The organism is Pseudomonas sp. L5B5 (assembly GCF_020520285.1).
In the GTDB taxonomy this organism is placed as follows: Bacteria; Pseudomonadota; Gammaproteobacteria; order Pseudomonadales; family Pseudomonadaceae; genus Aquipseudomonas.
Map to the genome: position 1 here is coordinate 3,615,591 of NZ_CP084742.1, position 26,069 is coordinate 3,641,659.

Annotated in this window: 13 protein-coding genes and 1 pseudogene; 8 read left to right on the top strand and 6 right to left on the bottom strand. The window is 64.2% G+C overall.

All coding sequences use genetic code 11. From position 1 onward, the window contains the following. Nucleotide 1 precedes the first annotated feature (1 nt). Complete coding sequence (waaF, locus tag LGQ10_RS16570; RefSeq protein WP_058437220.1) at nucleotides 2-1,036, bottom strand: lipopolysaccharide heptosyltransferase II; 1,035 nt, start codon at nucleotides 1,034-1,036, stop codon at nucleotides 2-4. A gap of 133 nt (nucleotides 1,037-1,169) precedes the next feature. Continuing rightward, a complete protein-coding gene (gene glnE / locus LGQ10_RS16575; RefSeq protein WP_226522592.1) occupies nucleotides 1,170-4,109 on the bottom strand; it encodes a bifunctional [glutamate--ammonia ligase]-adenylyl-L-tyrosine phosphorylase/[glutamate--ammonia-ligase] adenylyltransferase in 2,940 nt (979 codons plus the stop codon). 380 nt (nucleotides 4,110-4,489) lie between these two features. On the opposite strand from glnE, the gene aceE reads away from it, so the two are divergent. The 4 genes from aceE to msrA all read left to right on the top strand — a co-directional run bounded on the left by aceE (nucleotide 4,490) and on the right by msrA (nucleotide 12,826). Beyond that, nucleotides 4,490-7,135 (top strand): pyruvate dehydrogenase (acetyl-transferring), homodimeric type, encoded by a 2,646-nt coding sequence (gene aceE / locus LGQ10_RS16580; RefSeq protein WP_226522593.1) that lies wholly within the window; start codon nucleotides 4,490-4,492, stop codon nucleotides 7,133-7,135. Nucleotides 7,136-7,146: 11 nt separating this feature from the next. Next, on the top strand, nucleotides 7,147-9,105 hold the full coding sequence (gene aceF / locus LGQ10_RS16585; protein ID WP_226522594.1) for a dihydrolipoyllysine-residue acetyltransferase: 1,959 nt from the start codon (nucleotides 7,147-7,149) through the stop codon (nucleotides 9,103-9,105). Nucleotides 9,106-9,415: 310 nt separating this feature from the next. Then, nucleotides 9,416-12,109, top strand: a complete 2,694-nt coding sequence (locus tag LGQ10_RS16590) for an EAL domain-containing protein (RefSeq protein ID WP_226522595.1) — start codon at nucleotides 9,416-9,418, stop codon at nucleotides 12,107-12,109. 69 nt (nucleotides 12,110-12,178) lie between these two features. Continuing rightward, nucleotides 12,179-12,826: a peptide-methionine (S)-S-oxide reductase MsrA gene (gene msrA, locus LGQ10_RS16595; RefSeq protein WP_058437773.1), complete on the top strand. Its 648-nt coding sequence runs from the start codon at nucleotides 12,179-12,181 to the stop codon at nucleotides 12,824-12,826. Nucleotides 12,827-12,916: 90 nt separating this feature from the next. On the opposite strand, the gene LGQ10_RS16600 is transcribed toward msrA, so the two are convergent. Continuing rightward, nucleotides 12,917-13,753 carry a 23S rRNA (adenine(2030)-N(6))-methyltransferase RlmJ gene (locus LGQ10_RS16600; RefSeq protein ID WP_226522596.1) on the bottom strand — a complete coding sequence of 279 codons (837 nt, stop codon included), beginning with the start codon at nucleotides 13,751-13,753 and terminating at the stop codon, nucleotides 12,917-12,919. A gap of 255 nt (nucleotides 13,754-14,008) precedes the next feature. Here LGQ10_RS16600 and LGQ10_RS16605 point away from each other — a divergent pair, with 255 nt between their 5' ends. Both LGQ10_RS16605 and LGQ10_RS16610 read left to right on the top strand, forming a co-directional pair. Beyond that, nucleotides 14,009-15,280 (top strand): O-acetylhomoserine aminocarboxypropyltransferase/cysteine synthase family protein, encoded by a 1,272-nt coding sequence (locus tag LGQ10_RS16605; RefSeq protein WP_058437869.1) that lies wholly within the window; start codon nucleotides 14,009-14,011, stop codon nucleotides 15,278-15,280. Nucleotides 15,281-15,411: 131 nt separating this feature from the next. After that, a complete protein-coding gene (locus LGQ10_RS16610; RefSeq protein ID WP_058437866.1) occupies nucleotides 15,412-15,906 on the top strand; it encodes a DUF2165 family protein in 495 nt (164 codons plus the stop codon). Between the two features lie 236 nt (nucleotides 15,907-16,142). Here the strand turns inward: LGQ10_RS16610 and putP are convergent, their stop codons facing one another. Further along, nucleotides 16,143-17,627 carry a sodium/proline symporter PutP gene (gene putP, locus LGQ10_RS16615; RefSeq protein WP_226522597.1) on the bottom strand — a complete coding sequence of 495 codons (1,485 nt, stop codon included), beginning with the start codon at nucleotides 17,625-17,627 and terminating at the stop codon, nucleotides 16,143-16,145. 461 nt (nucleotides 17,628-18,088) lie between these two features. Between putP and putA the strand changes: the two genes are divergently transcribed. Together putA and LGQ10_RS16625 are read left to right on the top strand one after the other, a co-directional pair. Next, nucleotides 18,089-22,042: a trifunctional transcriptional regulator/proline dehydrogenase/L-glutamate gamma-semialdehyde dehydrogenase gene (putA, locus tag LGQ10_RS16620; RefSeq protein ID WP_226522598.1), complete on the top strand. Its 3,954-nt coding sequence runs from the start codon at nucleotides 18,089-18,091 to the stop codon at nucleotides 22,040-22,042. A gap of 190 nt (nucleotides 22,043-22,232) precedes the next feature. Then, nucleotides 22,233-24,035 carry an acyl-CoA dehydrogenase gene (locus LGQ10_RS16625; protein WP_226522599.1) on the top strand — a complete coding sequence of 601 codons (1,803 nt, stop codon included), beginning with the start codon at nucleotides 22,233-22,235 and terminating at the stop codon, nucleotides 24,033-24,035. A gap of 24 nt (nucleotides 24,036-24,059) precedes the next feature. On the opposite strand, the gene LGQ10_RS31570 is transcribed toward LGQ10_RS16625, so the two are convergent. Continuing rightward, nucleotides 24,060-24,905: a methyl-accepting chemotaxis protein gene (locus LGQ10_RS31570; protein ID WP_413247626.1), complete on the bottom strand. Its 846-nt coding sequence runs from the start codon at nucleotides 24,903-24,905 to the stop codon at nucleotides 24,060-24,062. A 21-nt stretch (nucleotides 24,906-24,926) separates the two neighbouring features. Then, nucleotides 24,927-25,997: pseudogene (locus LGQ10_RS31575) on the bottom strand (cache domain-containing protein); the annotation flags it as partial. Nucleotides 25,998-26,069: the final 72 nt, after the last annotated feature.

A 26,069-nucleotide genomic window follows, 5' to 3' on the forward strand; every position in this document is an offset into this window, starting at 1 on the left:
CTTATTGGACCTCGACCACGGAGCCCTGCAACCGCTGCAGGGCCTCGTTCACCGACTGCGGCATCAACTGGCGCAGGCAGTTGTAATGGCCGAAGCGGCAGGTGCGGTCAAAGCACGGACTGCACTCGATCCCCAGGCGCACCACCTCCACCTGGTCGGCCAGGGGCGGGGTGAAGCCCGGCGAGGTGGAGCCGTACACCGCTACCAGCGGGCGATTCAGCGCGGCGGCCACGTGCATCAGTCCGGAATCATTGGACACCACGCCATGGGCACAGGACAGCAGGTCGATGGCCTCGGCCAGTGAGGTCTCGCCACTGAGGTTGACCGATTCTTCACGCAACCCGGGGATCAGCCGGCCGCGGATCTCCTCACCCACGCCATGGTCGTTCTTCGAACCGAACAGCCAGACCTGCCAGCCTTCGCGGATCTTGGCCTCCGCTACCTGGGCGTAGTGCTCGGAGGGCCAGCGCTTGGCCTCGCCGAACTCCGCCCCGGGGCACAGCGCCAGGACCGGGCGATCCAGGGTCAGGTCGAACTTGGCCAGGGCCGCCTCGCGACTTTGCGGGTCGATCTGCAGGTTCGGCCGGGGATAAGGCTGCGGCAACTCGGCGCCCGGTTCATAGGCCAGGGCCATGAAACGCTCGATCATCAGCGGATAGCGTTCTTTATCAAGCTTGCGCACGTCGTTGAGCAGGCCGTAGCGGAACTCGCCACGCCAGCCGGTGCGCTTGGGGATGCCGGCAAAGAACGGCACCAGCGCCGACTTCAGCGAGTTGGGCAGCAGGATGGCTTGATCGTATTGGCCGGCCAGGGACTTGCCAATGCCACGGCGGGTTGCCAGCTCCAGGGCGCCATGTCCCAGAGGAAAGCTCAAGGCCCGACGCACCTGGGGCATGCGTTCGAGAATCGGGCGACTCCACTCGGGGGCCAGCACGTCGATCTCGCATTGTGGATGACGCTGCTTCAGGCACTCGAAGAGTGTCTGCGCCATCACCATGTCACCGACCCAACTGGGCCCAACGATCAGAATATTCATGTGGTTTCCATAAACGAGCCGGGGAGGCATATGCCTCCCCGCCTCGAGAATCCAGCACCGCGGCCTTCGCCGTCGGTTCAGTTTGGGCGAGCCGCAATGCCCGCCGAGTACATGGTGGCCCCTGTCAGGCCGCCTAGCTTAGCCCCAGCTCGCGCCAGATCCGCAACACTTCCCGCCGCTCGGTCACGAATTGATCGCCGGTGATGACTCCAGCCTCATTCTGCAACGCCTGCCGGTGTGCGGCAGAGCGGTAGGCCTTGTAGACCTCGCGCAGCAGGCTGGCATCGCTCGCCGACATCAGTCCGACGTGCTCCAGGCCTTCCAGGATGCGGATGTTATCGGTATAGCGCAGCAATGACGGATGCTCTTCGGACCACGCCAAGGCCGCGTATTGCACCATAAATTCGATATCGACGATACCTCCGGCGTCCTGCTTGAGGTCGAACGGCGCCGTGGCCTCGAAGGCATTGGCTGCGGTGCCGGCAGCCGTCAGCCGGCTACCCAGGTTGTCGCGCATCTTGGCCCGCATCTCGCTGACCTCCTGCCGCAGCTTGGCCAGGTCACGAGCCCTGCCCAGCACGGCGGCCCGCACCTTTTCGAAAGCCTGGCCGACATCCTGGCTGCCCACCAGCACCCGAGCCCGCACCAGCGCCTGGTGCTCCCAGGTCCAGGCCTCATTCTCCTGGTAGCGAGCAAAGGCCCCCAGGGAACTGACCAGCAAGCCCGAGGCACCGGATGGCCGCAGGCGCATGTCGACTTCGTAGAGTTGGCCGGAGTTGGTCTGGGTGGTCAGCAAATGGATGATGCGTTGCCCGAGCCGGGTGAAGAACTGCGCACCATCGATGGGCTTGGGCCCGTCGGTTTCAGCCTGTGGATCACCGTCATGGATGAACACCAGGTCCAGGTCGGAACCATGGCCCAGCTCGATCCCGCCAACCTTGCCATAACCGACAATGATGAAACCCGGATCGCACAGGGTGCCATCGGCGCGTAGTGGCGCACCGTGCCGGGCCACGGTCTGGCGCCAGGCCAGGGCCAGCACCTGCTCCAGGATCGCCTCGGCCAGCCAGGTCAGGTAGTCACTGACCTTCATCAAGGGCAGGCTGCCCGCGATTTCCGAGGCCGCTACCCGCAAGCGGTGAGCCAGCTTGAAGTGACGCAGCGCCTCCATCTGCTGCTCCAGGTCATCCTCGGGAATCCGCGTCAAGCGCTCGCGCAACTCGGCCGCCAGTTCCGGCGCGAGGGGCGGCTTGAACAACCGCCCTTCATTGAGCAACTCATCCAGCAACAGCGGGAAACGAGTGATCTGCTCGGCAATCCAGGGGCTGGCCGCGCACAGGGTCAGCAGACGTCGCAAGGCACCGGGATTCTCGGTCAGCAGCACCAGGTAGGCCGAACGTCGAGCCACGGCTTCGACCAGGGGCAACACCCTCTCCAGCACCAGGTCCGGGCTGGCATGCTCCACCGCCTGGGCCAAAAGGCGCGGAATGAAGGCGTCCAGACGCTCACGTCCCAGGCGCTGCATGGCCCGCAACTGCGGGCTGCCACGCAGGCCGGCCAGGGCTCGCAACGCCTTGGGTGCGTCGACGAAACCACCCTCCTGCAACTGGCGGCAGGCGGCCTCCTCATCCTGGGCCTCCTCCCACAGCGGCAGCCATTCGCCTCCCACCACGACCTCGCTTTGCGCCCCTTCGTCTTCATCGGGGTCGGCGATCACCTGGCGGAAATGCCATTCCACCCGGGCCCGCCAATGCATCAGCCGCTCGTGAAAGGCCGCCCAGTCGGCAAACCCCAGCATGAAGGCGATTCGGGCCTGGTCCTGCGGGGTGTCAGGGAGCATCTGGGTCTGGCGATCGGCGATGGCCTGGATCGCGTGCTCGGTATAACGCAGGAACTCGTAGCCCTCGCGCAACTCGCTGACCACGGCCGGCGGCAGGTAACCCTGACCTTCCAGGGTGCCCAGCACCTTTAATAGAGGACGCTGCTGCAGGCTCAGGTCGCGACCGCCATGGATCAACTGGAAGGCCTGGGCAATGAACTCCACCTCGCGGATACCGCCCGACCCCAGCTTGATGTTGTCGGCCATGCCCTTGCGCCGCACTTCCTGCTGGATCAGCTGCTTCATGGTGCGCAGCGCCTCGATGGCCGAGAAGTCCAGGTAGCGGCGGTAGACGAAGGGACGCAGCATATCGAGCAATTGGGCACCGGCAGCCTGGTCCCCGGCCACCACCCGGGCCTTGATCATCGCGTAGCGTTCCCAGTCGCGCCCCTGGTCCTGGTAGTACTGTTCCAGGGCATTGAAGCTCAGGACCAGCGCACCGGAGGAACCGTAGGGTCGCAGGCGCATGTCGACGCGAAACACGAAACCGTCGACGGTCATCGGGTCCAGGGCCTTGATCAGGCGCTGCCCCAGGCGGATGAAGAATTCCTGGTTGTCCAGCGGACGCTTGGCCCCGACGGTCTCGCCCCCCTCGGGGTAGGCGAAGATCAAGTCGATGTCCGACGACAGGTTGAGCTCCACCGCCCCCAGCTTGCCCATGCCCAGGATGACCATCTGTTGCGGCTCGCCACTGCGATGACCGGTGGGCACGCCGAACTGCTGGCAATGCCGCAGGTACAACCATTGGTAGGCCTGGTCGATGCTGGCGTCGGCCAGGTCGGAAAGGTCCCGGCAGGTCTGCACCAGGTCCGCCTGGCGCGTCAGGTCGCGCCAGATGATCCGCACCTGCTGCCGCGTACGCTGACGTCGCAGCACTCGTCCCAGCTGGTCTTCGGTCTCGGCCACCTGCACCGCGGCCGCGATCTGCGCGCACAACTCACCCGGAGCGAAGCCGCGATCCAGTTCACCGGAACGCACCAGCTCCAGCAACATCAAAGGGTCACGCAGGCTCTGCTCAACGACGAAGTCGCTGGCGGCACCGACCCGGGCGAATTCGGCCCAGCGCTCGGCACTCCAGTCCGTCACCCCGATGTCCCCCTCCAGGGCTGCTGCCGCACTGCGAAAGGACTGCTCCGCACGGCTGACCAGCGGCAGGAGAATCGCGGGGACTTGGGCAAGCGAGGGCAGGCTCATGGGCTATCCTTGATGGGCGTGGAAATGCGAGCTGAGGGAGAGGTGGAGGACAAGCAGCAACGGACTGTCGAACAAAAGTTAGAAATAGCTGTAAATGGAGAAATTTTAGCAGCGAGCATCAACCCACCATCTATCTGCGTCATTCATTGACCAAGAGTAACGATTATTCTCACAACACAGCAGGAGGCCACGAGCCATTCTTCTGTAGTTTTACTACTCGTCTATACATTCGAAAGGCTGAAACGGCCGATGATTTGTAGTAAAACTACACATCGCTGGAGCAACCGCCAGCAATCCAAGAATTCATAATCGTCTGCCCACAAGGCCAGTCGCAAACTCAGGCAACCGATTCTGGAAGCCTTTCCGCCCTGGAGCAAGCCATGCAAGACCTCGATCCCGTCGAAACCCAGGAATGGCTGGACGCCCTGGAATCGGTTCTCGACAAAGAAGGCGAAGACCGCGCCCACTACCTGATGACCCGCATGGGCGAACTCGCGACCCGCAGCGGCTCGCAACTGCCCTACGCCATCACCACTCCGTATCGCAACACGATTCCCGTCACCCACGAAGCACGCATGCCTGGCGACCTGTTCATGGAACGCCGCATTCGCTCGCTGGTGCGCTGGAACGCGATGGCCATGGTGATGCGCACGAACCTGAGGGATTCCGACCTGGGCGGTCACATCTCCAGCTTCGCCTCCAGCGCCACCCTGTATGACATCGGCTTCAACTACTTCTTCCAGGCCCCGACCGACGAGCACGGCGGCGACCTGATCTACTTCCAGGGCCACACCTCCCCTGGCGTCTACGCCCGCGCCTTCATGGAAGGCCGCATCAGCGAAGAACAGATGAACAACTTCCGCCAGGAAGTGGATGGCAACGGCCTGTCGTCCTATCCACACCCATGGCTGATGCCCGACTTCTGGCAGTTCCCCACCGTATCCATGGGCCTGGGCCCGATCCAGGCGATCTACCAGGCACGCTTCATGAAGTACCTGGAAGCCCGTGGCTTCATCCCGGCCGGCAAGCAGAAGGTCTGGTGCTTCCTGGGCGACGGCGAGTGCGACGAGCCGGAAGCCCTGGGCGCCATTTCCCTGGCCGGCCGCGAGAAGCTGGACAACCTGATCTTCGTCATCAACTGCAACCTGCAGCGCCTGGACGGCCCGGTTCGTGGCAACGCCAAGATCATCCAGGAACTCGAAGGCGTGTTCCGCGGCGCCCAGTGGAATGTCACCAAGGTCATCTGGGGCCGTTTCTGGGACCCACTGCTGGCCAAGGACGTCGACGGCATCCTGCAGCGTCGCATGGACGAAGTCATCGACGGCGAGTACCAGAACTACAAGGCCAAGGACGGTGCGTTCGTCCGCGAGCACTTCTTCAACACCCCTGAGCTCAAGGCGATGGTTGCCGATCTGTCCGACGACGAGATCTGGAAACTCAACCGCGGCGGCCACGACCCGTACAAGGTCTATGCGGCCTACCACCAGGCGGTCAACCACAAAGAGCAGCCGACTGTCATCCTGGCCAAGACCATCAAGGGTTATGGCACCGGTGCCGGCGAAGCGAAGAACACCGCGCACAACACCAAGAAGGTCGATGTCGAGAGCCTGAAGCTGTTCCGCGACCGCTTCGACATCCCGGTCAAGGACGAAGACCTGGAACACCTGCCGTTCTTCAAGCCGGAAGCCGGCAGCGCCGAAGCCCGCTACCTGAGCGAGCGCCGCACCGCGCTGGGCGGTTTCGTACCGCAACGCCGCGCCATGAGCTTCAGTGTCCCGACCCCGTCGCTCGATACCCTCAAGGCCATCCTCGACGGTTCCGGCGATCGCGAAATCTCCACCACCATGGCCTTCGTGCGCATCCTGGCGCAACTGGTCAAGGACAAGGAAATCGGCCCGCGCATCGTGCCGATCATCCCGGACGAAGCCCGTACCTTCGGCATGGAAGGCATGTTCCGCCAACTGGGCATCTACTCCTCCGTCGGCCAGCTCTACGAGCCAGTCGATAAGGACCAGGTGATGTTCTACAAGGAGGACAAGAAGGGCCAGATCCTCGAGGAAGGCATCAACGAAGCGGGCGCCATGAGCTCCTTCATCGCTGCCGGTACTTCCTACTCCAGCCACAACCAGCCGATGCTGCCGTTCTACATCTTCTACTCGATGTTCGGCTTCCAGCGTATTGGCGACCTGGCCTGGGCCGCTGGCGACAGCCGTACCCGCGGCTTCCTGATCGGCGGTACCGCCGGCCGCACCACCCTCAACGGTGAAGGCCTGCAGCACGAAGACGGTCACAGCCACATGCTTGCCGGGACCATCCCGAACTGCCGCACCTTCGATCCAACCTACGGCTACGAGCTGGCGGTGATCATCCAGGACGGCATGAAGAAGATGACCGAAGAGCAACAGGACGTCTTCTACTACATCACCGTGATGAACGAGTCGTACCAGCAGCCGGCCATGCCGGAAGGTGTCGAGGAAGGCATCATCAAGGGCATGTACCTGCTGGAGGAAGACACCCGCGAAGCCGCGCACCACGTGCAACTGATGGGCTCCGGCACCATCCTGCGCGAAGTCCGCGAAGCGGCGAAGATCCTGCGTGACGAATTCAACGTCGCCGCCGACGTCTGGAGCGTGACCAGCTTCAACGAGCTGCGCCGTGACGGACTGGCCGTGGAACGCAGCAACCGCCTGCACCCGGGCCAGAAACCCAAGCTGAGCTACGTCGAAGAGTGCCTGAACGGCCGCAAGGGTCCGGTCATCGCCTCCACCGACTATATGAAGCTGTTCGCCGAACAGATCCGCCAGTGGGTCCCATCCAAGGAATTCAAGGTACTGGGCACCGACGGTTTCGGCCGCAGCGACAGCCGCAAGAAACTGCGTCACTTCTTCGAAGTCGACCGTCACTTCGTGGTGCTGGCAGCCCTGGAAGCCCTGGCTGACCGTGGCGACATCGAACCCAAAGTGGTGGCCGAGGCCATCGCCAAGTTCGGCATCGACCCGGAAAAACGCAACCCACTGGACTGCTGAGGAGACTTTTTGTGAGCGAACTCATTCGCGTACCTGACATCGGCAGCGGTGAAGGTGAAGTAATCGAACTGATGGTAAAAGTCGGCGATCGCATCGAAGCCGACCAGAGCATCCTGACCCTGGAATCGGACAAGGCGAGCATGGAAATCCCTGCGCCAAGTGCCGGTGTGGTCAAGAGCGTTAAAGTGAAGCTGGGCGACCGCCTGAAAGAAGGCGACGAACTGCTGGAACTGGAAGTCGAGGGCGCCGCTGCTGCGGCCCCTGCGCCTGCCGCCGCGCCCAAGGCCGAGGCAGCGCCTGCCCCGGCACCAGCACCGGCTGCCGCCGCACCAAGCGCCGCCCCAGCGACCGCGTCGGTGCAGCAAGTACACGTGCCGGACATCGGCTCCTCGGGCAAGGCCCAGATCATCGAACTTCAGGTCAAGGTCGGCGACAGCGTCGAGGCCGACCAGTCGCTGATCACCCTCGAGTCCGACAAGGCCAGCATGGAAATCCCATCGCCTGCCGCCGGCGTGGTCAAGGCCATCAGCGTCAAGCTCAACGATGAAGTCGGTACCGGCGACCTGATCCTGGACCTGGAAGTGGCCGGTGGCGCGGCGCCTGCCGCCGCTCCAGCCCAGGCCGCTACTCCAGCTGCCGCCGCTGCGCCTGCCCCGGCTGCCGCTCCTGCGGCAGCGGCGGCCGACAGCGTGCAGGATATCCACGTTCCGGATATCGGCTCGGCCGGCAAGGCCAAGATCATCGAAGTCATGGTCAAGGCCGGCGACAGCGTCGAAGCCGACCAGTCGCTGATCACCCTCGAATCCGACAAGGCCAGCATGGAAATCCCATCGCCTGCCGCCGGCATCGTGGAAAGCGTACTGATCAAGCTGGACGACGAAGTCGGCACCGGCGACCTGATCCTCAAGCTCAAGGTCAAGGGCGCTGCCCCGGCTGCCGCTCCGGCGCCTGCTGCTCCAGCTCCGGCTGCTGCCCCTGCGCCAGCCAAGGCCGAAGCCGCTCCGGCCGCACCAGCACCGGTCGCCGCTGCAGCTGCAGCGCCTGCCAAGCCAGGTGCCAAGGTCCACGCCGGCCCGGCCGTGCGCCAACTGGCCCGCGAGTTCGGCGTCGAGCTGAACGCCGTGAGCGCCAGCGGCCCCCACGGTCGCATCCTCAAGGAAGACGTGCAGGCCTACGTCAAGGCCATGATGCAGAAGGCCAAGGAAGCTCCAGCCGCCGGCGCGACCGGTGGTGCCGGCATCCCGCCGATCCCTGCCGTGGACTTCAGCAAGTTCGGTGAAATCGAAGAAGTGGCCATGACCCGCCTGATGCAGGTCGGCGCTTCCAACCTGCACCGCAGCTGGCTGAACGTGCCTCACGTGACCCAGTTCGATTCCGCCGACATCACCGAGCTGGAGGCCTTCCGCGTTGCCCAGAAGGCCGTGGCCGAGAAAGCCGGCGTCAAGCTGACCGTCCTGCCGCTGCTGCTCAAGTCCTGCGCACACCTGCTCAAGGAACTGCCGGACTTCAACAGTTCCCTGGCCCCGAGTGGCAAGGCGATCATCCGCAAGAAGTACGTGAACATCGGCTTCGCCGTGGACACCCCGGATGGCCTGCTGGTACCAGTGATCAAGAACGTCGACCAGAAGAGCCTGCTGCAACTGGCTGCCGAGGCCGCTTCCCTGGCGGAAAAGGCCCGGACCAAGAAGCTCTCCGCGGACGAGATGCAGGGCGCCTGCTTCACCATCTCCAGCCTCGGCCACATTGGCGGCACCGGCTTCACGCCGATCGTCAACGCGCCGGAAGTGGCGATCCTCGGTGTTTCCAAGGCCACCATCCAGCCGGTCTGGGACGGCAAGGCCTTCCAGCCGAAGCTGATGCTGCCGCTGTCGCTGTCCTACGATCACCGGGTGATCAACGGCGCAGCCGCCGCGCGCTTCACCAAGCGCCTGAGCGACCTGCTGGCGGACATCCGCACCATCCTGCTGTAACTCGCGAGCCGGCCCTCCTGTCGCAGGAGGGCCGGTAACGCAGCCTTTTCGAGCGCCACGCTCGTACCTCAACCCCGTCAATTTGGCGGGGCTTTTTTTGCCGGTAGAACGCCGTCGACCCACCATCGCCACCCGCGGTGCAGCCGGCACAAAGTAACCTGCAGAAATCCCTCTGCCTGCCGATACAGGTTTATAGCACTTAGCCTTCATCTTACTTGTCAGTCGATGCGTCATGATGCAACCTTGCCGCAGGCAACAGTAAAGAGGGCGTGAGCCCGGCGCGATCAGCAATTTCGAAGCGAGTTTCCCCATGAAAAGCCAACCCGATGCCGCCAGCCGTATGGTGGCCGAGGTAGTGACGCAGTTGCCTGTGCCCTCGCGGCTCGGCATGTTGCGTTTCGAACGGCTGAATGAAGCAAGCTGGGCCCTGCTGTTTCTCGATCCAAACTGCGAACGCCAGTTCGGCCTGCCTGCCGTCGAACTCTGCGCCCTGGTCGGCTCACCCTATGCCAGCCTGATGGAGCCCGAGGCGCGCTATCAGTTGCACGACAACATCCAACAGCAACTGACCGGCAGCCCCCATTACCTGATCCGCTATACCTTGCACACCAGCCAGGGCCCCCTGAGCATCCTGGAGCTGGGCGAAGCCTACAAACAGCACAACCGGCACCTGTTGCGTGGCTACCTGCTGGTCGTCGAAGGGCTGTTCAGCAACACCTCGCCAGCACCGACCCTGGACCTGGAAACCCAGAACAGCCGCCTGCAGATCGCCCTGGAACTCAACCAGCGGGCGCAGCAGGAACAGTTGCAGCACCTGGAACGGGTCAGGGCTCAACAGGACCTGATCCTGCTGCTGACCCGCCAGCGCTACAGCACTGGCAACTCCCTGAAAGAAGCCGCCGAGCTGATCACCCGCAGCGCCTGCGACATCTACCAGATCGACTGCGCCAGCATCTGGAACCTGGAAGACCAGCAACTGGTGCCGATCGCCGCCTATCATCACGCCACCCAGGAATACCAACTGCCCGCGACCATCGACGCCAGCCAGTTCCCCGATTACCTGGAAGCCCTGCACAGCTGCCGTGCCATCGACGCCCAGAACGCCATGCGCGACCCGCGCACCCGGGAGATGGCCGAGAGCCTGCGCCCACGGGACGTGAACGCCATGCTCGACGCCAGCATTCGCATCGACGGGCAGGTAGTCGGCGTGCTGTGCCTGGAACAGACCGGTACGACCCGGGCCTGGCAGTCGGACGAGATCGCCTTTGCCGGCGAGCTGGCGGACCAGTTCGCCCAGGTGATCAACAACCACAACCGACGCGCGGCCACCAGTGCCCTGCACCTGTTCCAGCGGGCCGTGGAGCAGAGCGCCAACGCCTTCCTGCTGGTCAACTGCGATGGCGTGGTGGAGTACGTCAACCCCAGTTTCACGGCGATCACCCAGTACAGCACCGAGGAAGTCCATGGTCACCGCCTGTCGGAATTACCGGCCCTGGAAAACCTCAGCGAACTGCTGTTCGATGCCCCTTCCAGCCTGGCCAAGAGCAACAGCTGGCAGGGCGAGTTCAAGAGCCGGCGCAAGAACCTCGAGCCCTACTGGGGCCAGCTGTCGATTTCCAAGGTCTATGGCGACAACCGCGAGCTGACCCACTACATCGGCATCTACGAAGACATCACCCAGACCAAGCTCGCCCAGCAACGCATCGAGCGCCTGGCCTACACCGACAACTTGACCAACCTGGGCAATCGCCCTGCGTTCATCCGCAACCTGGACGAGCGCTTCGCCCGAGACAGCGATACCCCGATCAGCCTGCTGCTGGTGGACATCGACAACTTCAAGCGCATCAACGACAGCCTCGGTCACCAGACCGGCGACAAGCTGCTGATCAGCCTGGCCCGACGCCTGCGCAACAGCCTGAGCCCCAGCGGCAGCCTGGCGCGTTTTGCCAGCAACGAGTTCGCCGTGCTGCTGGACAACACCGACCTGGAAACCGGCCAGCAGATCGCCAGCCAGCTGCTGATGACCCTGGACAAGCCGATGTTCGTCGACAACCAGCTGATCAGCGTCACCGGTTCCGTCGGCCTGGCCAGTGCACCACTGCATGGTCGCGACCCCCAGACCCTGATGCGCAACGCCGGCCTGGCCCTGCACAAGGCCAAGGCGAACGGCAAGCACCAGGTGCAGGTGTTCACCGAGGCACTCAATGCCGAAGCCAGCTACAAGCTGTTCGTCGAGAACAACCTGCGCCGGGCCCTGACCCAGAACGAACTGGATGTGTTCTACCAGCCCAAGCTGTGCCTGCGCAGCGGCCGCCTGCTGGGCATGGAGGCCTTGCTGCGCTGGAACCACCCGGAGAAGGGCATGATCCGCCCGGACCAGTTCATCAGCGTGGCGGAAGAGACCGGGCTGATCATTCCCATCGGCAAATGGATCGCCCGCCAGGCCTGCCGCATGAGCAAGCAACTGACGGCCGCCGGCATGGGCAACTTGCACGTGGCCATCAACCTGTCGCCCAAGCAGTTCTCCGATCCCGACCTGGTCGCCTCCATCGCCAGCATCCTCAAGGAAGAACAACTGCCCTCCTCGCTGCTGGAACTGGAGCTGACCGAAGGCCTGCTGCTGGAAGCCACCGATGACACCCACCAGCAGCTCGAACAACTGAAGAAGCTCGGCCTGACCCTGGCCATGGACGACTTCGGCACCGGCTATTCGTCCCTGAGCTACCTGAAGAAATTCCCCATCGATATCATCAAGATCGATCGCAGCTTCATCCACGACATCCCTGACAACCAGGACGACATGGAGATCACCTCCGCGGTCATCGCCATGGCCCACAACCTGAAGATCAAGGTGGTCGCCGAAGGCATCGAGACCGCCGAGCAACTGGCATTCCTGCGCCGCCATCGCTGCGACGTCGGTCAGGGCTACCTGTTCGACCGGCCAATTCCCGGTACCGAACTGATTGCCAAGCTCAAGCGTTATCCTCGCGGCCCAATTGCCTGACAGCGCGGCAACACTCGGGCAAACTGCTGGTCTGAATAACCACTACCCCACTGACTGGAGGACTGCGACATGGTCTTGCGCTCGGAAATTCTGGTGAACAAAAACGTGCTTCCAACCAAAGAACAAGCTCTGCCCGGCCGTGAAACCCCCATGACTGTCCCGGAGGAGCACTTCGTCAACGGCAACCCCCTGCTGGGCCCATTCCCGGGCAATGTGGATTTCGCAATCTTTGGCCTGGGCTGCTTCTGGGGCGCAGAGCGACGCTTCTGGCAGCGCGAAGGGGTGTTCAGCACCTGCGTGGGGTATGCCGGGGGCTTCACCCCGAACCCGACCTACGAAGAAGTCTGCTCGGGCATGACCGGGCATACCGAAGTGGTTCTGGTGGTGTACGAGCCAGAGAAGGTCAGCTACCAGCAACTGCTGGCGATGTTCTGGGAACTGCACAACCCGACCCAGGGCATGCGCCAGGGCAACGATATCGGCACCCAGTACCGCTCGGTGATCTACGCCACCAACCCGACTCAGCTGGAACAGGCCCTGCACAGCAAGGACGTGTTCCAGGCCGAACTGAACAAGGCCGGCCTGGGCAGTATCACCACCGAGATCGAGGAGGCGCCGACCGTCTACTTCGCCGAGGCCTATCATCAGCAGTACCTGGCCAAGAACCCCGAAGGTTATTGCGGTATCGGTGGCACTGGGGTGACCTGCCCGATCTGACCCATGACGATGCTGCGAGGCGTGCCCTTCGGGGCCGCTTCGCAGCCCATCGCAACCTCGTGCCTCGGCAGCGGCTACAACTTGCCGCTGTTATTCCGCGATCAGCCAGTCCATCTGCCAGCCGCCCTGGGTCTGGCCGAGCTTTTGCGCCAGCCAGGGCAGTAGCTCGCGCAGTTCTTCTTCCAGGCCCCACGGCGGGTTGGCGATGGCCAGGCCCGAGCCGTTGAGGCTGTTGGGCGTATCCAGCGGATGCACCAGCAACTCCACTCGCAACAGCTTAGGCGCACCGGTGCCGGCCAGGTCCTGGTAGAAACGGCGCAAGGCGCGCTGGTCCTTGACCGGGTACCAGATGGCCGCCACGGTCTGGCGCATGCGACCGATGGCTTCCTTCATCGAGGCGGCGCAACGCTGCATCTCATCGAGTTGCTCGAACGGCGGGTCGATCAGCATCACCGCACGCTTCTCCGCCACCGGCAGCAACGCCCGGGCCACATGCCACCCCTCGCCCAGGTGCACCGCCACCCGGCGATCACCCTTCATGTTGTCCTTGAGCAGCAAACCGTCCTCGGGGTGTTTCTCGTTGAGCAGCGCCCGGTCCTGGTTGCGCATCAGGCGCCGCGCCAGCTCCGGCGAACCGGGGTAATAACGCAGTTCGCCATCCGGGTTCAGCCGGCGCAGCACACGCATGTAGTCGGCGGTCAGCTCGGGCAGGTCATCGGCGCCCCACAACCGGGCGATGCCTTCCAGGTACTCGCCGGTGCGTGTCGCCTGGTCGCCCTTGAGGTCGTACAGGCCGATGCCGGCATGGCTGTCGATGTAGGCGAACGGCTGTTCCTTGCGCGACATCAGGGCGATGAGGCGGGTCAGGGTCAGGTGTTTGAAGACGTCGGCATGATTGCCGGCATGGAAGGCGTGACGATAGTTCATGGTTGCTCCTGCGCAGGCGTGCAAGTTTACCCTGTGCCAGGGACCGCGTCAGGACAGGCCATCGCATTTGGCCCCGACATGGCTGGCGTCTTGCCCATCCGCCACGCCTGTTGGACACTGACGCGCCTGCTGCGGCCAGCAGCAGGCATACCAAGCGGTTGCTGGCGACTCAGACACAAGGGACCACTGACTGCTGTACGGGCACGACCCTGCCTGGCTGTGCTCATTAATGGACTGCTACTGAGTTGAGAATTTATGAAAGACGCAACGATTGCGCTGCACCATGGATTCAAGTCTGACCCCACCACCAAGGCCGTGGCCGTGCCGATCTACCAGAACGTCGCCTTCGAGTTCGACAATGCCCAGCATGGTGCCGACCTGTTCAACCTCGATGTGCCCGGCAATATCTACACCCGGATCATGAACCCCACCAACGATGTGCTGGAGCAGCGCATCGCCGCCCTGGAAGGCGGGGTCGCGGCACTGGCGGTATCGGCCGGTAGCGCCGCCATCCACTATGCGATCCAGACCCTGACCCAGGCCGGCGACAACATCGTCTCCACTCCACAGTTGTATGGCGGCACCTACACCCTGTTCGCCCACCTGCTGCCGAGCTTCGGCGTCGAGGTGCGTTTTGCCCGCGACGACTCGCCCGAGGCCATCGCCGAACTGATCGACGACAACACCAAGGCGGTGTACTGCGAGAGCATCGGCAACCCGGCAGGCAACATCGTCGATATCGAGGGGCTGGCCGAAGTCGCCCACGCCCGGGGCGTGCCGCTGATGGTGGATAACACCGTGGCCACGCCGATCCTGTGCAAGCCGATCCAGTTCGGCGCCGACATCGTCGTGCATTCGGTGACCAAGTATGTGGGCGGCCACGGCAACGCCCTGGGCGGAGTGATCGTCGACAGTGGCAACTTCCCCTGGACCGAACATCCGCAGAAGTTCGCCAGCCTCAACACCCCAGAGCCGGCCTACCACGGCGTGGTCTACACCGAGAAGTTCGGGCCCGCAGCCTTTGTCGCCCGGGCCCGTACCGTCCCCCTGCGCAACACCGGCGCGGCCCTGGCACCGATGAATGCCTTCCTGCTGCTGCAAGGCCTGGAGACCCTGGCCCTGCGCATGGAGCGCCACACCGACAACGCGCTGAAGGTGGCGCAGTTCCTCAAGGCTCACCCACTGGTGGCCTGGGTCAGCTACGCCGGCCTGACAGACCACCCGCACCACGAACTGGCGCGCAAATACATGCAGGGCAAGCCGTCGGCCATCCTCTCCTTCGGCCTCAAGGGTGGCTACGAAGCCGGCGTGCGGTTCTATGACGCGCTGCAGATCTTCAAGCGCCTGGTGAACATCGGCGACGCCAAGTCCCTGGCCTGCCATCCAGCCTCCACCACCCACCGGCAGATGAACGAACAGGAACAGGCCAAGGCCGGGGTCAAGCCGGAAATGATCCGCCTCTCGGTGGGTATCGAAGCCATCGAGGACCTGCTCGAGGACCTGGACCAGGCCCTGCAGCAAGCCTGATTCCCGACTGGCCCGCCTGCCCGGGGCGGGCCCTTGTCGCTGCTGGCCCCGGCCACTAAGCTGCACCTCGCTACATCCTCCCAGGATCCCCCTCCCCCCCAAGGATCGCTCCCCTATCAAAGGACCCTGACATGCTCGTGCGCTACGCAAAAATCACCATGACCCTCGCGGTCGCCGCCTTCGCCCTGCTGGTGGCCTACAACAACATCAGCGACTACGGTTCCAACTTCGCCTTCGTCCAGCACGTGCTGAGCATGGACAGCGTATTCCCCGGCAACAGCGCCACCGGCCGGGCCCTCACCCAACCGCTGCTGTGGAATGCCGGCTACTGGCTGATCATCGCCGGCGAGGCCGCGACCGGCATCCTGCTGCTGCTCGGCGCGGCTCGCCTGTGGCGCTCCCGATACAGCACCGCCAGCGACTTCAATCGCGCCAAGCACTGGGCCATCGCCGGCTTCTGCCTGGGCTTCTGCGTCTGGTTCTTCGGCTTCATGGTGGTAGGCGGCGAGTGGTTCATGATGTGGCAGTCCGCCACCTGGAACGGCCAGGAAGCGGCGTTCAAGTTCTACATGGCGATCCTCGGCGTGCTGATCTTCCTCAACCAGCCCGACGCTGAACTGCACTGAGCCGCGCCCGCCACGGCTCGATACCAGCTGTAGCCGCTGTCGAGCCTTGGCGAGGCTGCGCAAAGGGCCGCAGGGCCTTGCCTGGCGATCTCCAGACGCACTCCTGCTCCCCCAAGAGCGCCACGTTCGCTCGCCGCCTGCGCCAGCGGCTACAGCAGGCCAAAAAAACGGCCCGCTGCGCTAACGCAGCGGGCCGTTCTTCAACGCCCTGGGGAATCAGGGCCAGACCTTCGCACTCACTGATTGAGCTTGAAGTCCTTCTCGGCTGCCTCAAAGCGCTGGACCATGCCGGCGCTCGGTGCACCCAACTTGCTCACCAGAACGATTGCCAGGCTGGCGAAGAGGAAGCCCGGGATGATTTCGTACAGACCCAGCAGGGCAAAGTGCTTCCACAGGATCACGGTCAGGGCACCAACCACGATACCGGCCAGCGCACCGTCACGGGTCATGCCTTTCCACAACACCGAGATCAGCACCACAGGGCCGAAGGCGGCGCCGAAACCGGCCCAGGCGTAGCTCACCAGGCCCAGTACGCGGTTTTCCGGATTGGCAGCCATCGCGATGGCAACCAGGGCCACCACCAGCACCATGGCCCGGCCGACCCATACCAGCTCCCGCTGGGAAGCGTGCTTGCGCAGGAAGGCCTTGTAGAAGTCTTCGGTCAGGGCGCTGGAGCACACCAGCAACTGGCAGCTGAGGGTACTCATGACCGCCGCCAGGATGGCCGACAGCAGCACACCGGCCACCCACGGGTTGAACAGCAGCTTGGCCAGCTCGATGAACACCCGCTCGGGGTTCTCGGTCACGGGGCCGGCCACTTCAGGGTGCGCCGAGAAGTAGGCGATCCCGAAGAAGCCCACGGCCACGGTGCCGCCCAGGCACAGGATCATCCAGGTCATGGAGATGCGGCGGGCCTTGGCGATCGACTTGACCGAATCGGCGGCCATGAAGCGCGCCAGGATATGCGGCTGGCCGAAGTAGCCCAGGCCCCAGCCCATCAGCGAGATAACGCCGATGAAGGTGGTGTTCTTGAGCATGTCGAAGCTGGTCGGGTCCTTGGCCTCGATGGCCAGGAAGGTGGTGTCCACGCCTCCGGTGGCCAGCAGCACGATGATTGGCGTGAGGATCAGGGCGAAGATCATCAGCGTGGCTTGCACGGTGTCGGTCCAGCTCACCGCCAGGAAGCCACCGACGAAGGTGTAGGCAATGGTCGCTGCCGCGCCGGCCCACAGGGCGGTCTCGTAGGACATGCCGAAGGTGCTTTCGAACAGGCGGGCACCGGCGACGATGCCGGAGGCGCAGTAGATGGTGAAGAACACCAAGATCACGACCGCGGAGATGATCCGCAGCAGGCCGCTCTTGTCTTCGAAACGGCTGGAGAAGTAGTCCGGCAGGGTCAGCGCGTCACCGTTGTGCTCGGTCTGGACCCGCAGGCGACCGGCCACGAACAGCCAGTTCAGGTAGGCACCGGCGATCAGGCCGATGGCGATCCAGCTCTCGGACAGGCCGGACATGTAGATGGCGCCCGGCAGGCCCATCAGCAACCAGCCACTCATGTCGGAAGCACCGGCGGAAAGCGCGGTCACCACGCTGCCCAGGCTGCGGCCGCCAAGAATATAGTCGGAAAGGTTGTTGGTGGCGCGATAGGCCATGAAGCCGATCAGCACCATTGCCGCGATGTAGATCACGAACGTGATCAGGGTTGGATTGCTTGCACTCATGAGTAACGCCCTGGCTTTGTTTTTATGGTGCGGCGGTCACTGCCCCACGCCGCCAAACGATAACGCTTGGAAGACGGTCGGGCGAGCCGCGCATTTATGACTGATGTTTCCCCAGGAAAGCCATCAGCCGATGCCCCAGTCGCAAAGACGGTTGCACCTTGGGCGCGAATCCTATGCAACAAAATGAACAAGGTGCAACCAGTTTGACGCGAATCAGTTGCACCTTGTCGATAAATCAGAGTTTGTTGACGTTTTTGCTCCTTTTTGGAGCAAGAAAAACCTTTTTCAGAAGCGAATGCACCAGATCAATCCCCTTCTTTGTGTGGCGGAATTTTATTCCTGACAAGCTGCAGTTTTTTCCAGGTAAAAATGGGTTGCACCCGGTTGCACCTATTTCAGCTCGCGGATAATCTTGCCGCCAGCTGATGCCACACCCGCGTGGCAAACATGAGGATAAAAATATGGCTACCACCACCCTAGGGGTCAAACTCGACGACCCTACCCGCGAACGTCTCAAGGCGGCCGCGGCCTCGATTGATCGGACCCCGCACTGGCTGATCAAGCAGGCAATTTTCAATTACCTGGAAAAACTCGAGGGTGGTGCAACCCTGACCGAGCTGAGCAACGCCATTGCCAGAGACGGCGATGACGCCGGTGACGTGATCACCGACCATGCTCACCAATGCTTCCTCGAATTTGCCGAGAGCATCCTGCCGCAATCGGTACTGCGTGCCTCCATCACCGCCGCCTACCGTCGCCCGGAACCGGAAGTGGTGCCGATGCTGCTGGAGCAGGCCCGCCTGCCCGCCGGCACCGCCGAAGCCGCCAACAAGCTGGCCGCCTCCATCGCCGAGAAACTGCGCAACCAGAAGAGCGCCGGTGGCCGCGCCGGTATCGTCCAGGGCCTGCTGCAGGAGTTCTCCCTGTCGTCCCAGGAAGGCGTGGCCCTGATGTGCCTGGCCGAAGCGCTGCTGCGCATCCCGGACAAGGGCACCCGCGACGCGCTGATCCGCGACAAGATCAGCACCGGCAACTGGCAGCCGCACCTGGGCAACAGCCCGTCGCTGTTCGTCAACGCCGCCACCTGGGGCCTGCTGCTCACCGGCAAGCTGGTGTCGACCCACAACGAGGCCGGCCTGACCTCCTCCCTGAGCCGCATCATCGGCAAGAGCGGCGAGCCGATGATCCGCAAGGGCGTGGACATGGCCATGCGCCTGATGGGCGAGCAGTTCGTCACCGGCGAGACCATCGCCGAAGCCCTGGCCAATGCGAGCAAGTTCGAAGCCAAGGGCTTCCGCTACTCCTACGACATGCTCGGCGAAGCGGCACTGACCGAGCACGACGCGCAGAAATACCTCGCGTCCTACGAGCAGGCCATCCACTCCATCGGCAAGGCCTCCCACGGCCGTGGCATCTATGAAGGCCCGGGCATCTCGATCAAGCTGTCGGCCCTGCACCCGCGCTACAGCCGCGCCCAGTACGAGCGCGTGATGGAAGAGCTGTACCCGCGCCTGCTGTCCCTGACCCTGCTGGCCAAGCAGTACGATATCGGCCTGAACATCGACGCCGAGGAGGCCGACCGCCTGGAGCTGTCGCTGGACCTGCTCGAGCGCCTGTGCTTCGAACCGCAGCTGACCGGCTGGAACGGTATCGGCTTCGTGATCCAGGCCTACCAGAAGCGCTGCCCGTACGTGATCGACTACGTCATCGACCTGGCTCGCCGCAGCCGCCATCGCCTGATGATCCGCCTGGTGAAGGGCGCGTACTGGGACAGCGAGATCAAGCGCGCCCAGGTCGAGGGCCTGGAAGGCTATCCGGTCTACACCCGCAAGGTGTACACCGACGTTTCCTACATCGCCTGCGCGCGCAAGCTGCTGTCGGTGCCGGAAGTCATCTACCCGCAGTTCGCCACCCACAACGCCCACACTCTGTCGGCCATCTACCATATCGCCGGTCAGAACTATTACCCCGGCCAGTACGAGTTCCAGTGCCTGCACGGCATGGGCGAGCCGCTGTACGAACAAGTGGTGGGCAAGGTCGCCGATGGCAAGCTGAACCGCCCATGCCGCGTGTACGCGCCGGTTGGCACCCACGAAACCCTGCTGGCCTACCTGGTCCGCCGGTTGCTGGAAAACGGCGCCAACACGTCCTTCGTCAACCGCATCGCCGACCAGTCGATCTCGATCCAGGAACTGGTGGCCGACCCGGTGAGCCAGATCGAGCAGATGGCCACCCTGGAAGGCGGCCTCGGCTTGCCGCACCCTCGCATCGCGCTGCCGCGTGACCTGTACGGCGCCGACCGCGCCAACTCGGCCGGCATCGACATGGCCAACGAACATCGCCTGGCCTCGCTGTCCTGCGCGCTGCTGGCCACTGCCCATAACAACTGGAAGGCCGCCCCGCTGCTCGGCTGCCCGTCCAGCGACGAAACCCCGGCACCAGTGCTCAACCCATCCGACCACCGCGATGTGGTCGGTCATGTCCAGGAAGCCACCGTCGTTGACGTCGACAACGCCATCCAGTGCGCTCTGAACGCCGCGCCGATCTGGCAGGCCACCCCGCCCGCCGAGCGCGCCGCGATCCTGGAACGCGCAGCCGACCTGATGGAAGGCGAGATCCAACCGCTGATGGGCCTGCTGGTCCGCGAAGCTGGCAAGACGTTCGCCAATGCCATCGCCGAAGTGCGCGAGGCCGTGGACTTCCTGCGCTACTACGCGGTGCAGGCCCGCAATGACTTCACCAACGACGCCCACCGCCCACTGGGCCCGGTGGTGTGCATCAGCCCGTGGAACTTCCCGCTGGCGATCTTCAGTGGCCAGGTTGCCGCAGCCCTGGCTGCCGGCAACCCGGTGCTGGCCAAGCCGGCCGAGCAGACTCCGCTGGTGGCCGCCCAGGCCGTGCGCCTGATGCTCGAAGCCGGTATCCCCGAAGGCGTGCTGCAACTGCTGCCAGGCCGCGGTGAAACCGTCGGCGCCGGCCTGGTCGGTGACGAGCGGGTCAAGGGCGTGATGTTCACCGGTTCCACCGAAGTGGCGCGCTTGCTGCAACGCAACATCGCCGGCCGCCTGGACAACCAGGGCCGGCCAATCCCGCTGATCGCCGAGACCGGTGGCCAGAACGCGATGATCGTCGACTCCTCGGCCCTGACCGAGCAGGTGGTGATCGACGTCGTCTCCTCGGCCTTCGATAGCGCCGGCCAGCGTTGCTCGGCCCTGCGCGTGCTGTGCCTGCAGGAAGACTCCGCCGACCGCGTGATCGAGATGCTCAAGGGCGCCATGGCCGAAAACCGCCTGGGCAACCCCGAGCGCCTGGCCGTGGACATTGGCCCGGTGATCGACGCCGAAGCCAAGGCCGGCATCGAGAAGCACATCCAGGGCATGCGCGACAAAGGTCGCAGCGTCTACCAGGTGGCCATCGCCGAAGGCGAGGAAATCAAGCGTGGCACCTTCGTCATGCCGACCCTGATCGAACTGGAAAGCTTCGATGAACTGCAGCGCGAGATCTTTGGCCCGGTCCTGCACGTGGTGCGCTACAAGCGCAAGGACATCGACCAGCTGATCGCCCAGATCAACGCCTCCGGCTACGGCCTGACCCTGGGCGTGCACACCCGGATCGACGAGACCATCGCCAAGGTGGTGGACAACGTCAACGCCGGCAACATGTACGTGAACCGCAACATCGTCGGCGCCGTGGTCGGCGTGCAGCCATTCGGTGGCGAAGGCCTGTCGGGCACCGGCCCGAAAGCCGGTGGCCCGCTGTACCTGTACCGCCTGCTGTCGACCCGGCCGGTGGATGCCATCGAACAGTCCTTCGGCCGTGCCGACGCCATCAGCGCCCCGGACCTGCGCCTGCGCGAAACGCTGCTCAAGCCCCTGGGCGCCCTGCAAGCCTGGGCCGACAGCGCCAAGCTGGCGGAGCTCTCGGCCCTGTGCAAACAGTTCGCCGGGCAGTCGCAGAGCGGCATCACCCGACAACTGGCTGGCCCGACCGGCGAGCGCAACAGCTACGCCATCCTGCCGCGCGAGCACGTCCTGTGCCTGGCGGACATCGAAGCCGACCTGTTGACGCAGCTGGCAGCGGTACTGGCCGTCGGCGGTTCGGCGGTATGGCCGGAAAATGCCGTGTCCAAGGCACTGTTCAGCCGCCTGCCCAAGGAAGTCCAGGCTCGTATCAAGCGGGTGGCCGACTGGACCAAGGATGAAGCGGTATTCGACGCGGTCCTGCACCACGGCGACTCCGACCAGCTGCGCAGCGTCTGCCAGCAGATCGCCCAGCGTGCCGGCGCGATCATCGGCGTCCAGGGCCTGTCCCAGGGCGAAACGACGATCGCCCTGGAGCGCCTGGTGATCGAACGCGCCTTGAGCGTCAACACCGCGGCGGCCGGCGGCAACGCCAGCCTGATGACCATCGGTTAAGAGCAGCCTCAAGCGGCAAGCTACAAGCGGCAAGCAGGGGCAACAGCCTTTGCTTGCCGTTTTTGCTTCTGGCTCTGGCTTGCTGCTTGAGCTTGCATTTCTCCTGCTTCATCACGCCCATCAATCTTGCTATCCAGCCTTCATTCACGCATCTAGACTCGGCCCACCCCAAATCAACAGGTAAGCCGCCATGTCCGAGACCTTGCTCAGTTCCCGCAATCTGGCTTTTGAACTGTACGAGGTGCTCGATGCCGAGGGCCTGACCCAACGCGAACGGTTTGCCGAGCACAACCGCGAGACCTTCGACGCGGCCCTGGGCACCGCCCGCAACATCGCCGAGAAGTACTTCGCCCCGCACAACCGCAAGGGCGACGAACACGAACCACGTTATGAAAACGGCCAGGCCGTGCTGATCCCCGAGGTCAAACCCGCGGTGGATGCCTTCCTCGAAGCCGGCTTCCTCAATGCCGCTCGCAGCTTCGAAGCCGGGGGCATGCAACTGCCAACCCTGTTGTCCCAAGCCTGCTTCGCCCACTTCCAGGCAGCCAACGTCGGCAGTTCCGCCTACCCGTTCCTGACCATGGGCGCGGCCAACCTGATCGAGAGTTTCGGCAGCGAAGAACAGAAACAGCGCTTCCTGCAACCGATGATCGACGGCCGTTTCTTCGGCACCATGGCCCTGACCGAACCCCATGCCGGCTCCTCGCTGTCGGACATCCGCACCCGCGCCGAACCGGCCGGCGACGGCAGCTATCGAATCAAGGGCAACAAGATCTTCATTTCCGGTGGCGACCACCCGCTGGCCCAGAACATCGTGCACATGGTGCTGGCCAAGCTGCCGGATGCACCACCCGGGGTGAAGGGCATCTCGCTGTTCATCGTGCCCAAGTTCCTGGTCAACACCGACGGCACCCTGGGCTCGCGCAACGACGTACTGCTGGCCGGCCTGTTCCACAAGATGGGTTATCGCGGCACTACCTCCACTGCGCTCAACTTCGGCGATAACGGGGAATGTGTCGGCTATCTGGTGGGCAAACCCCATGCGGGCCTGTCCTACATGTTCCAGATGATGAACGAGGCGCGCATCGGCGTCGGCATGGGTGCGGTAATGCTCGGCTACGCCGGCTACCTGTACTCCCTGGAGTACGCCCGCGAGCGTCCCCAGGGACGCCTGCCAGATGGCAAGGACCCGAGCTCGCCACAGGTCTCGATCATCCAGCACGCCGATGTCCGGCGCATGCTGCTGACCCAGAAATCCTACGTCGAAGGTGCCTTCGACCTGGGTCTGTATGCGGCCCGGCTATTCGACGACACCACCACCCTGGAGGACGAGGCCGGGCGCCAGCAGGCCCACGAGCTGCTGGATTTGCTGACTCCGATCGTCAAGTCCTGGCCTTCGGAGTTCTGCCTCAAGGCCAACGAACTGGCGATCCAGATCCTCGGCGGCCACGGGTACACCCGCGAGTACCCCGTGGAGCAGTACTACCGCGACAATCGCCTGAACCCGATCCATGAGGGCACCCACGGCATCCAGTCCCTGGACTTGCTGGGGCGCAAACTGGCACAGAATGGCGGCGCCGGGCTCAAGCGCCTGATCCGCCTGATCGCCGAGACCGGCGAACGCTCCCGGGCCCATCCCTCGCTCGATGCCCTGCGCCAGCCCCTGGAGCAGTTGGTGGCGCGCCTGCAAGCGGTAACCCTGGGCCTGTTGGGCGACCTGGCCGCCGGCAAGGTCAGCGCGACCCTGGCCAACTCGGCGCTGTACCTCAAGGCCTTCGGCCATGCGGTGATCGGCTGGCGCTGGCTGGAGCAGGCGATCCGCGCCGAAGAAGGGCTGGCCCGGGACGAAGCGGCGGATCGGGACTTCTACCGGGGCAAGCTGCAGGCTGCACGCTACTTCCTCACCTGGGAAGTGCCGGGATGCCAGCATGAACTGACCCTGCTGGAAGCCCGGGACGACACCTGTTTGGCGATGCGCGACGAGTGGTTCTGAGCCGCCCACGTCCCCGACCACACCTCACTCCAACTTGAATCCCCCGACCTGTCGCGCCAGGTCCTCGGCCAGGTGCTGCAGGGTCAGGCAGTCTTTGCGGCAGGCCTGCACCTCCGCCGCCGTGGCCCGGGCCAGGTCGGAAATACCCTGGACATTGCGGTTGATCTCCTCGGTGACCGCCGACTGCTCTTCAGTGGCAGCGGCCACTTGCTGGTTCATGTCGCTGATGTGTTCCACCTGCCCGGTGATCGCGGCCAGCGAGGCCCCGGTACGCTGGCTGGATTCGACCCCGGTACCGGTCGCCGCCTGCCCGGCCTGCATCGAGGACACGGCATTCTCGGCCCCTTGCTTGAGGCTCAGGATCATCTGCCGGATTTCATCGGTGGATGCCTGGGTGCGCTGGGCCAGGGTGCGCACCTCGTCGGCCACCACGGCAAAACCGCGGCCCAGCTCCCCGGCACGCGCGGCCTCGATGGCGGCATTGAGGGCCAGCAGGTTGGTCTGTTCGGACACCCCGCGAATCACCGCCAGCACCTGGTCGATGGAAGCCACCTGCTGTGCCAGCTCACCCACCGCCCCGGCGGCCTGGGCAATTTCCCCGGACATGCCCTCGATGTGGCGAATCGAGCCGCCCACCACTTCCCGAGCTTGCAGGGCTTCGTCCCGAGCCGCCTGGGAAGCCTGGGCCGCCTGCCCGGCATTGCGGGCAATGTCCTGGACCGTCAGGCCCATCTCATGCACGGCGGTCGCTACCATGTCGGTCATCTCCTGTTGCCGGCCAGAGCGCTCGGCAGTGTTCTGCACCACAGCGGCCACCTGGCCTACCGACACCCGCAAGCGCTCCGTCGTGGCCAGCACCTCGCCCAGCATCCCGCGCTGGCTGTCCAGAAACCGGTTGAACCCCCGGGCCAGGTCGCCCAGCTCGTCGGCACGATCGGCATCCAGGCGCTGGGTCAGGTCGCCGCCGCCACTGCCAATCGCCACCAGGCCCGCCGTGACCTGCCGAATCGGACGCACCAGGCCGCGCGCCAGCAGCACGATCAGCAGCAGGCACAGCACGGCGATTGCCAGGCCGATGCCAGTGGTCAGCCACAGCGTCCGTCGGGCATCGGCGTAGATCTGCGCCTCGGGCACCTCCGCCACCAGCGACCAGTCCATTGCGCGCAGCGGCAGGCTCAGGGCCAGGTATGCCTCGCCGTCGCGTTCAAACGGGCGGCTGGTCAAGCCCTCGCGCCCCATCAGGGCCTGGGCCGCCGCCGGGCCGACCTGCTCGGCCAGTTGGCGCTTGCCGCTCAACTGCGCCTCGGGATGAACCTGAATCAGGCCATCGGTACGCACCAGGTAGACCTTGCCGTGCTCACCGAAGCTGAAATCGTGGATCAGCCGTGACAGCGCCTGCATGCTCAGCCCGAGCCCCGCCACGCCCACCAGCTTGCCGTCTTTCTTGACCTGCATATCGATGAACATGGCCAATTCGCCCGAGGCTACGTCGGTGTCGATGTTGATCAGTCGCGGCTGGTCGCTGTCGATGAAGTGGTAGAACCAGGCATCTTTCGGGTTGGAGCGGCTAAGGGTGCGGTCCAGGCCTTTTTCACTGTAATAGCGGCCACTGGCCGTGCTCACCATCAGGGTGGTGAATGCCTGGTTTTGCGCGCGGACGCCTTCCAGGTAATCGATGAAGGCCGGCGCCTGGGCCGGGTCTTCTCCGGCCGCCAGCCAATCGCGCAGCAGGCCATTGCCGGCAAGGTCGTGGGCTACCGTCAGGGGTTGGGCGAGGATGCGTTCGATGTCGTTGCGCATGGCCTCGATACTCGCGGGCAGCGCCTTGTCCAGCAGGTAGCTGTGGGTCAGGTGATTGATCAGCGCGGAGTAGAGGGCTACCACCACCAGCAGGCTGGCCAGCAGGGCCGAGCCCATGCCGAGAATCAGCTGCCATTGAATGCTGCGTCGCCAGAATTGCATGGATCACCTCTTTCTTATTGGTATAAGAGGCTGAGATACCGCGCCAGCCGCGGAAGGTTGTATACAAACATT

Bases quoted from the DNA above. Each gene is read 5' to 3' on its own strand.
- waaF (WP_058437220.1), bottom strand. From the start codon at position 1,036: ATGAATATTCTGATCGTTGGGCCCAGTTGGGTCGGTGACATGGTGATG.
- glnE (WP_226522592.1), bottom strand. From the start codon at position 4,109: ATGAGCCTGCCCTCGCTTGCCCAAGTCCCCGCGATTCTCCTGCCGCTG.
- aceE (WP_226522593.1), top strand. From the start codon at position 4,490: ATGCAAGACCTCGATCCCGTCGAAACCCAGGAATGGCTGGACGCCCTG.
- LGQ10_RS16590 (WP_226522595.1), top strand. From the start codon at position 9,416: ATGAAAAGCCAACCCGATGCCGCCAGCCGTATGGTGGCCGAGGTAGTG.
- msrA (WP_058437773.1), top strand. From the start codon at position 12,179: ATGGTCTTGCGCTCGGAAATTCTGGTGAACAAAAACGTGCTTCCAACC.
- LGQ10_RS16600 (WP_226522596.1), bottom strand. From the start codon at position 13,753: ATGAACTATCGTCACGCCTTCCATGCCGGCAATCATGCCGACGTCTTC.
- LGQ10_RS16605 (WP_058437869.1), top strand. From the start codon at position 14,009: ATGAAAGACGCAACGATTGCGCTGCACCATGGATTCAAGTCTGACCCC.
- LGQ10_RS16610 (WP_058437866.1), top strand. From the start codon at position 15,412: ATGCTCGTGCGCTACGCAAAAATCACCATGACCCTCGCGGTCGCCGCC.
- putP (WP_226522597.1), bottom strand. From the start codon at position 17,627: ATGAGTGCAAGCAATCCAACCCTGATCACGTTCGTGATCTACATCGCG.
- putA (WP_226522598.1), top strand. From the start codon at position 18,089: ATGGCTACCACCACCCTAGGGGTCAAACTCGACGACCCTACCCGCGAA.
- LGQ10_RS16625 (WP_226522599.1), top strand. From the start codon at position 22,233: ATGTCCGAGACCTTGCTCAGTTCCCGCAATCTGGCTTTTGAACTGTAC.
- LGQ10_RS31570 (WP_413247626.1), bottom strand. From the start codon at position 24,905: ATGCTGGGCGAGGTGCTGGCCACGACGGAGCGCTTGCGGGTGTCGGTA.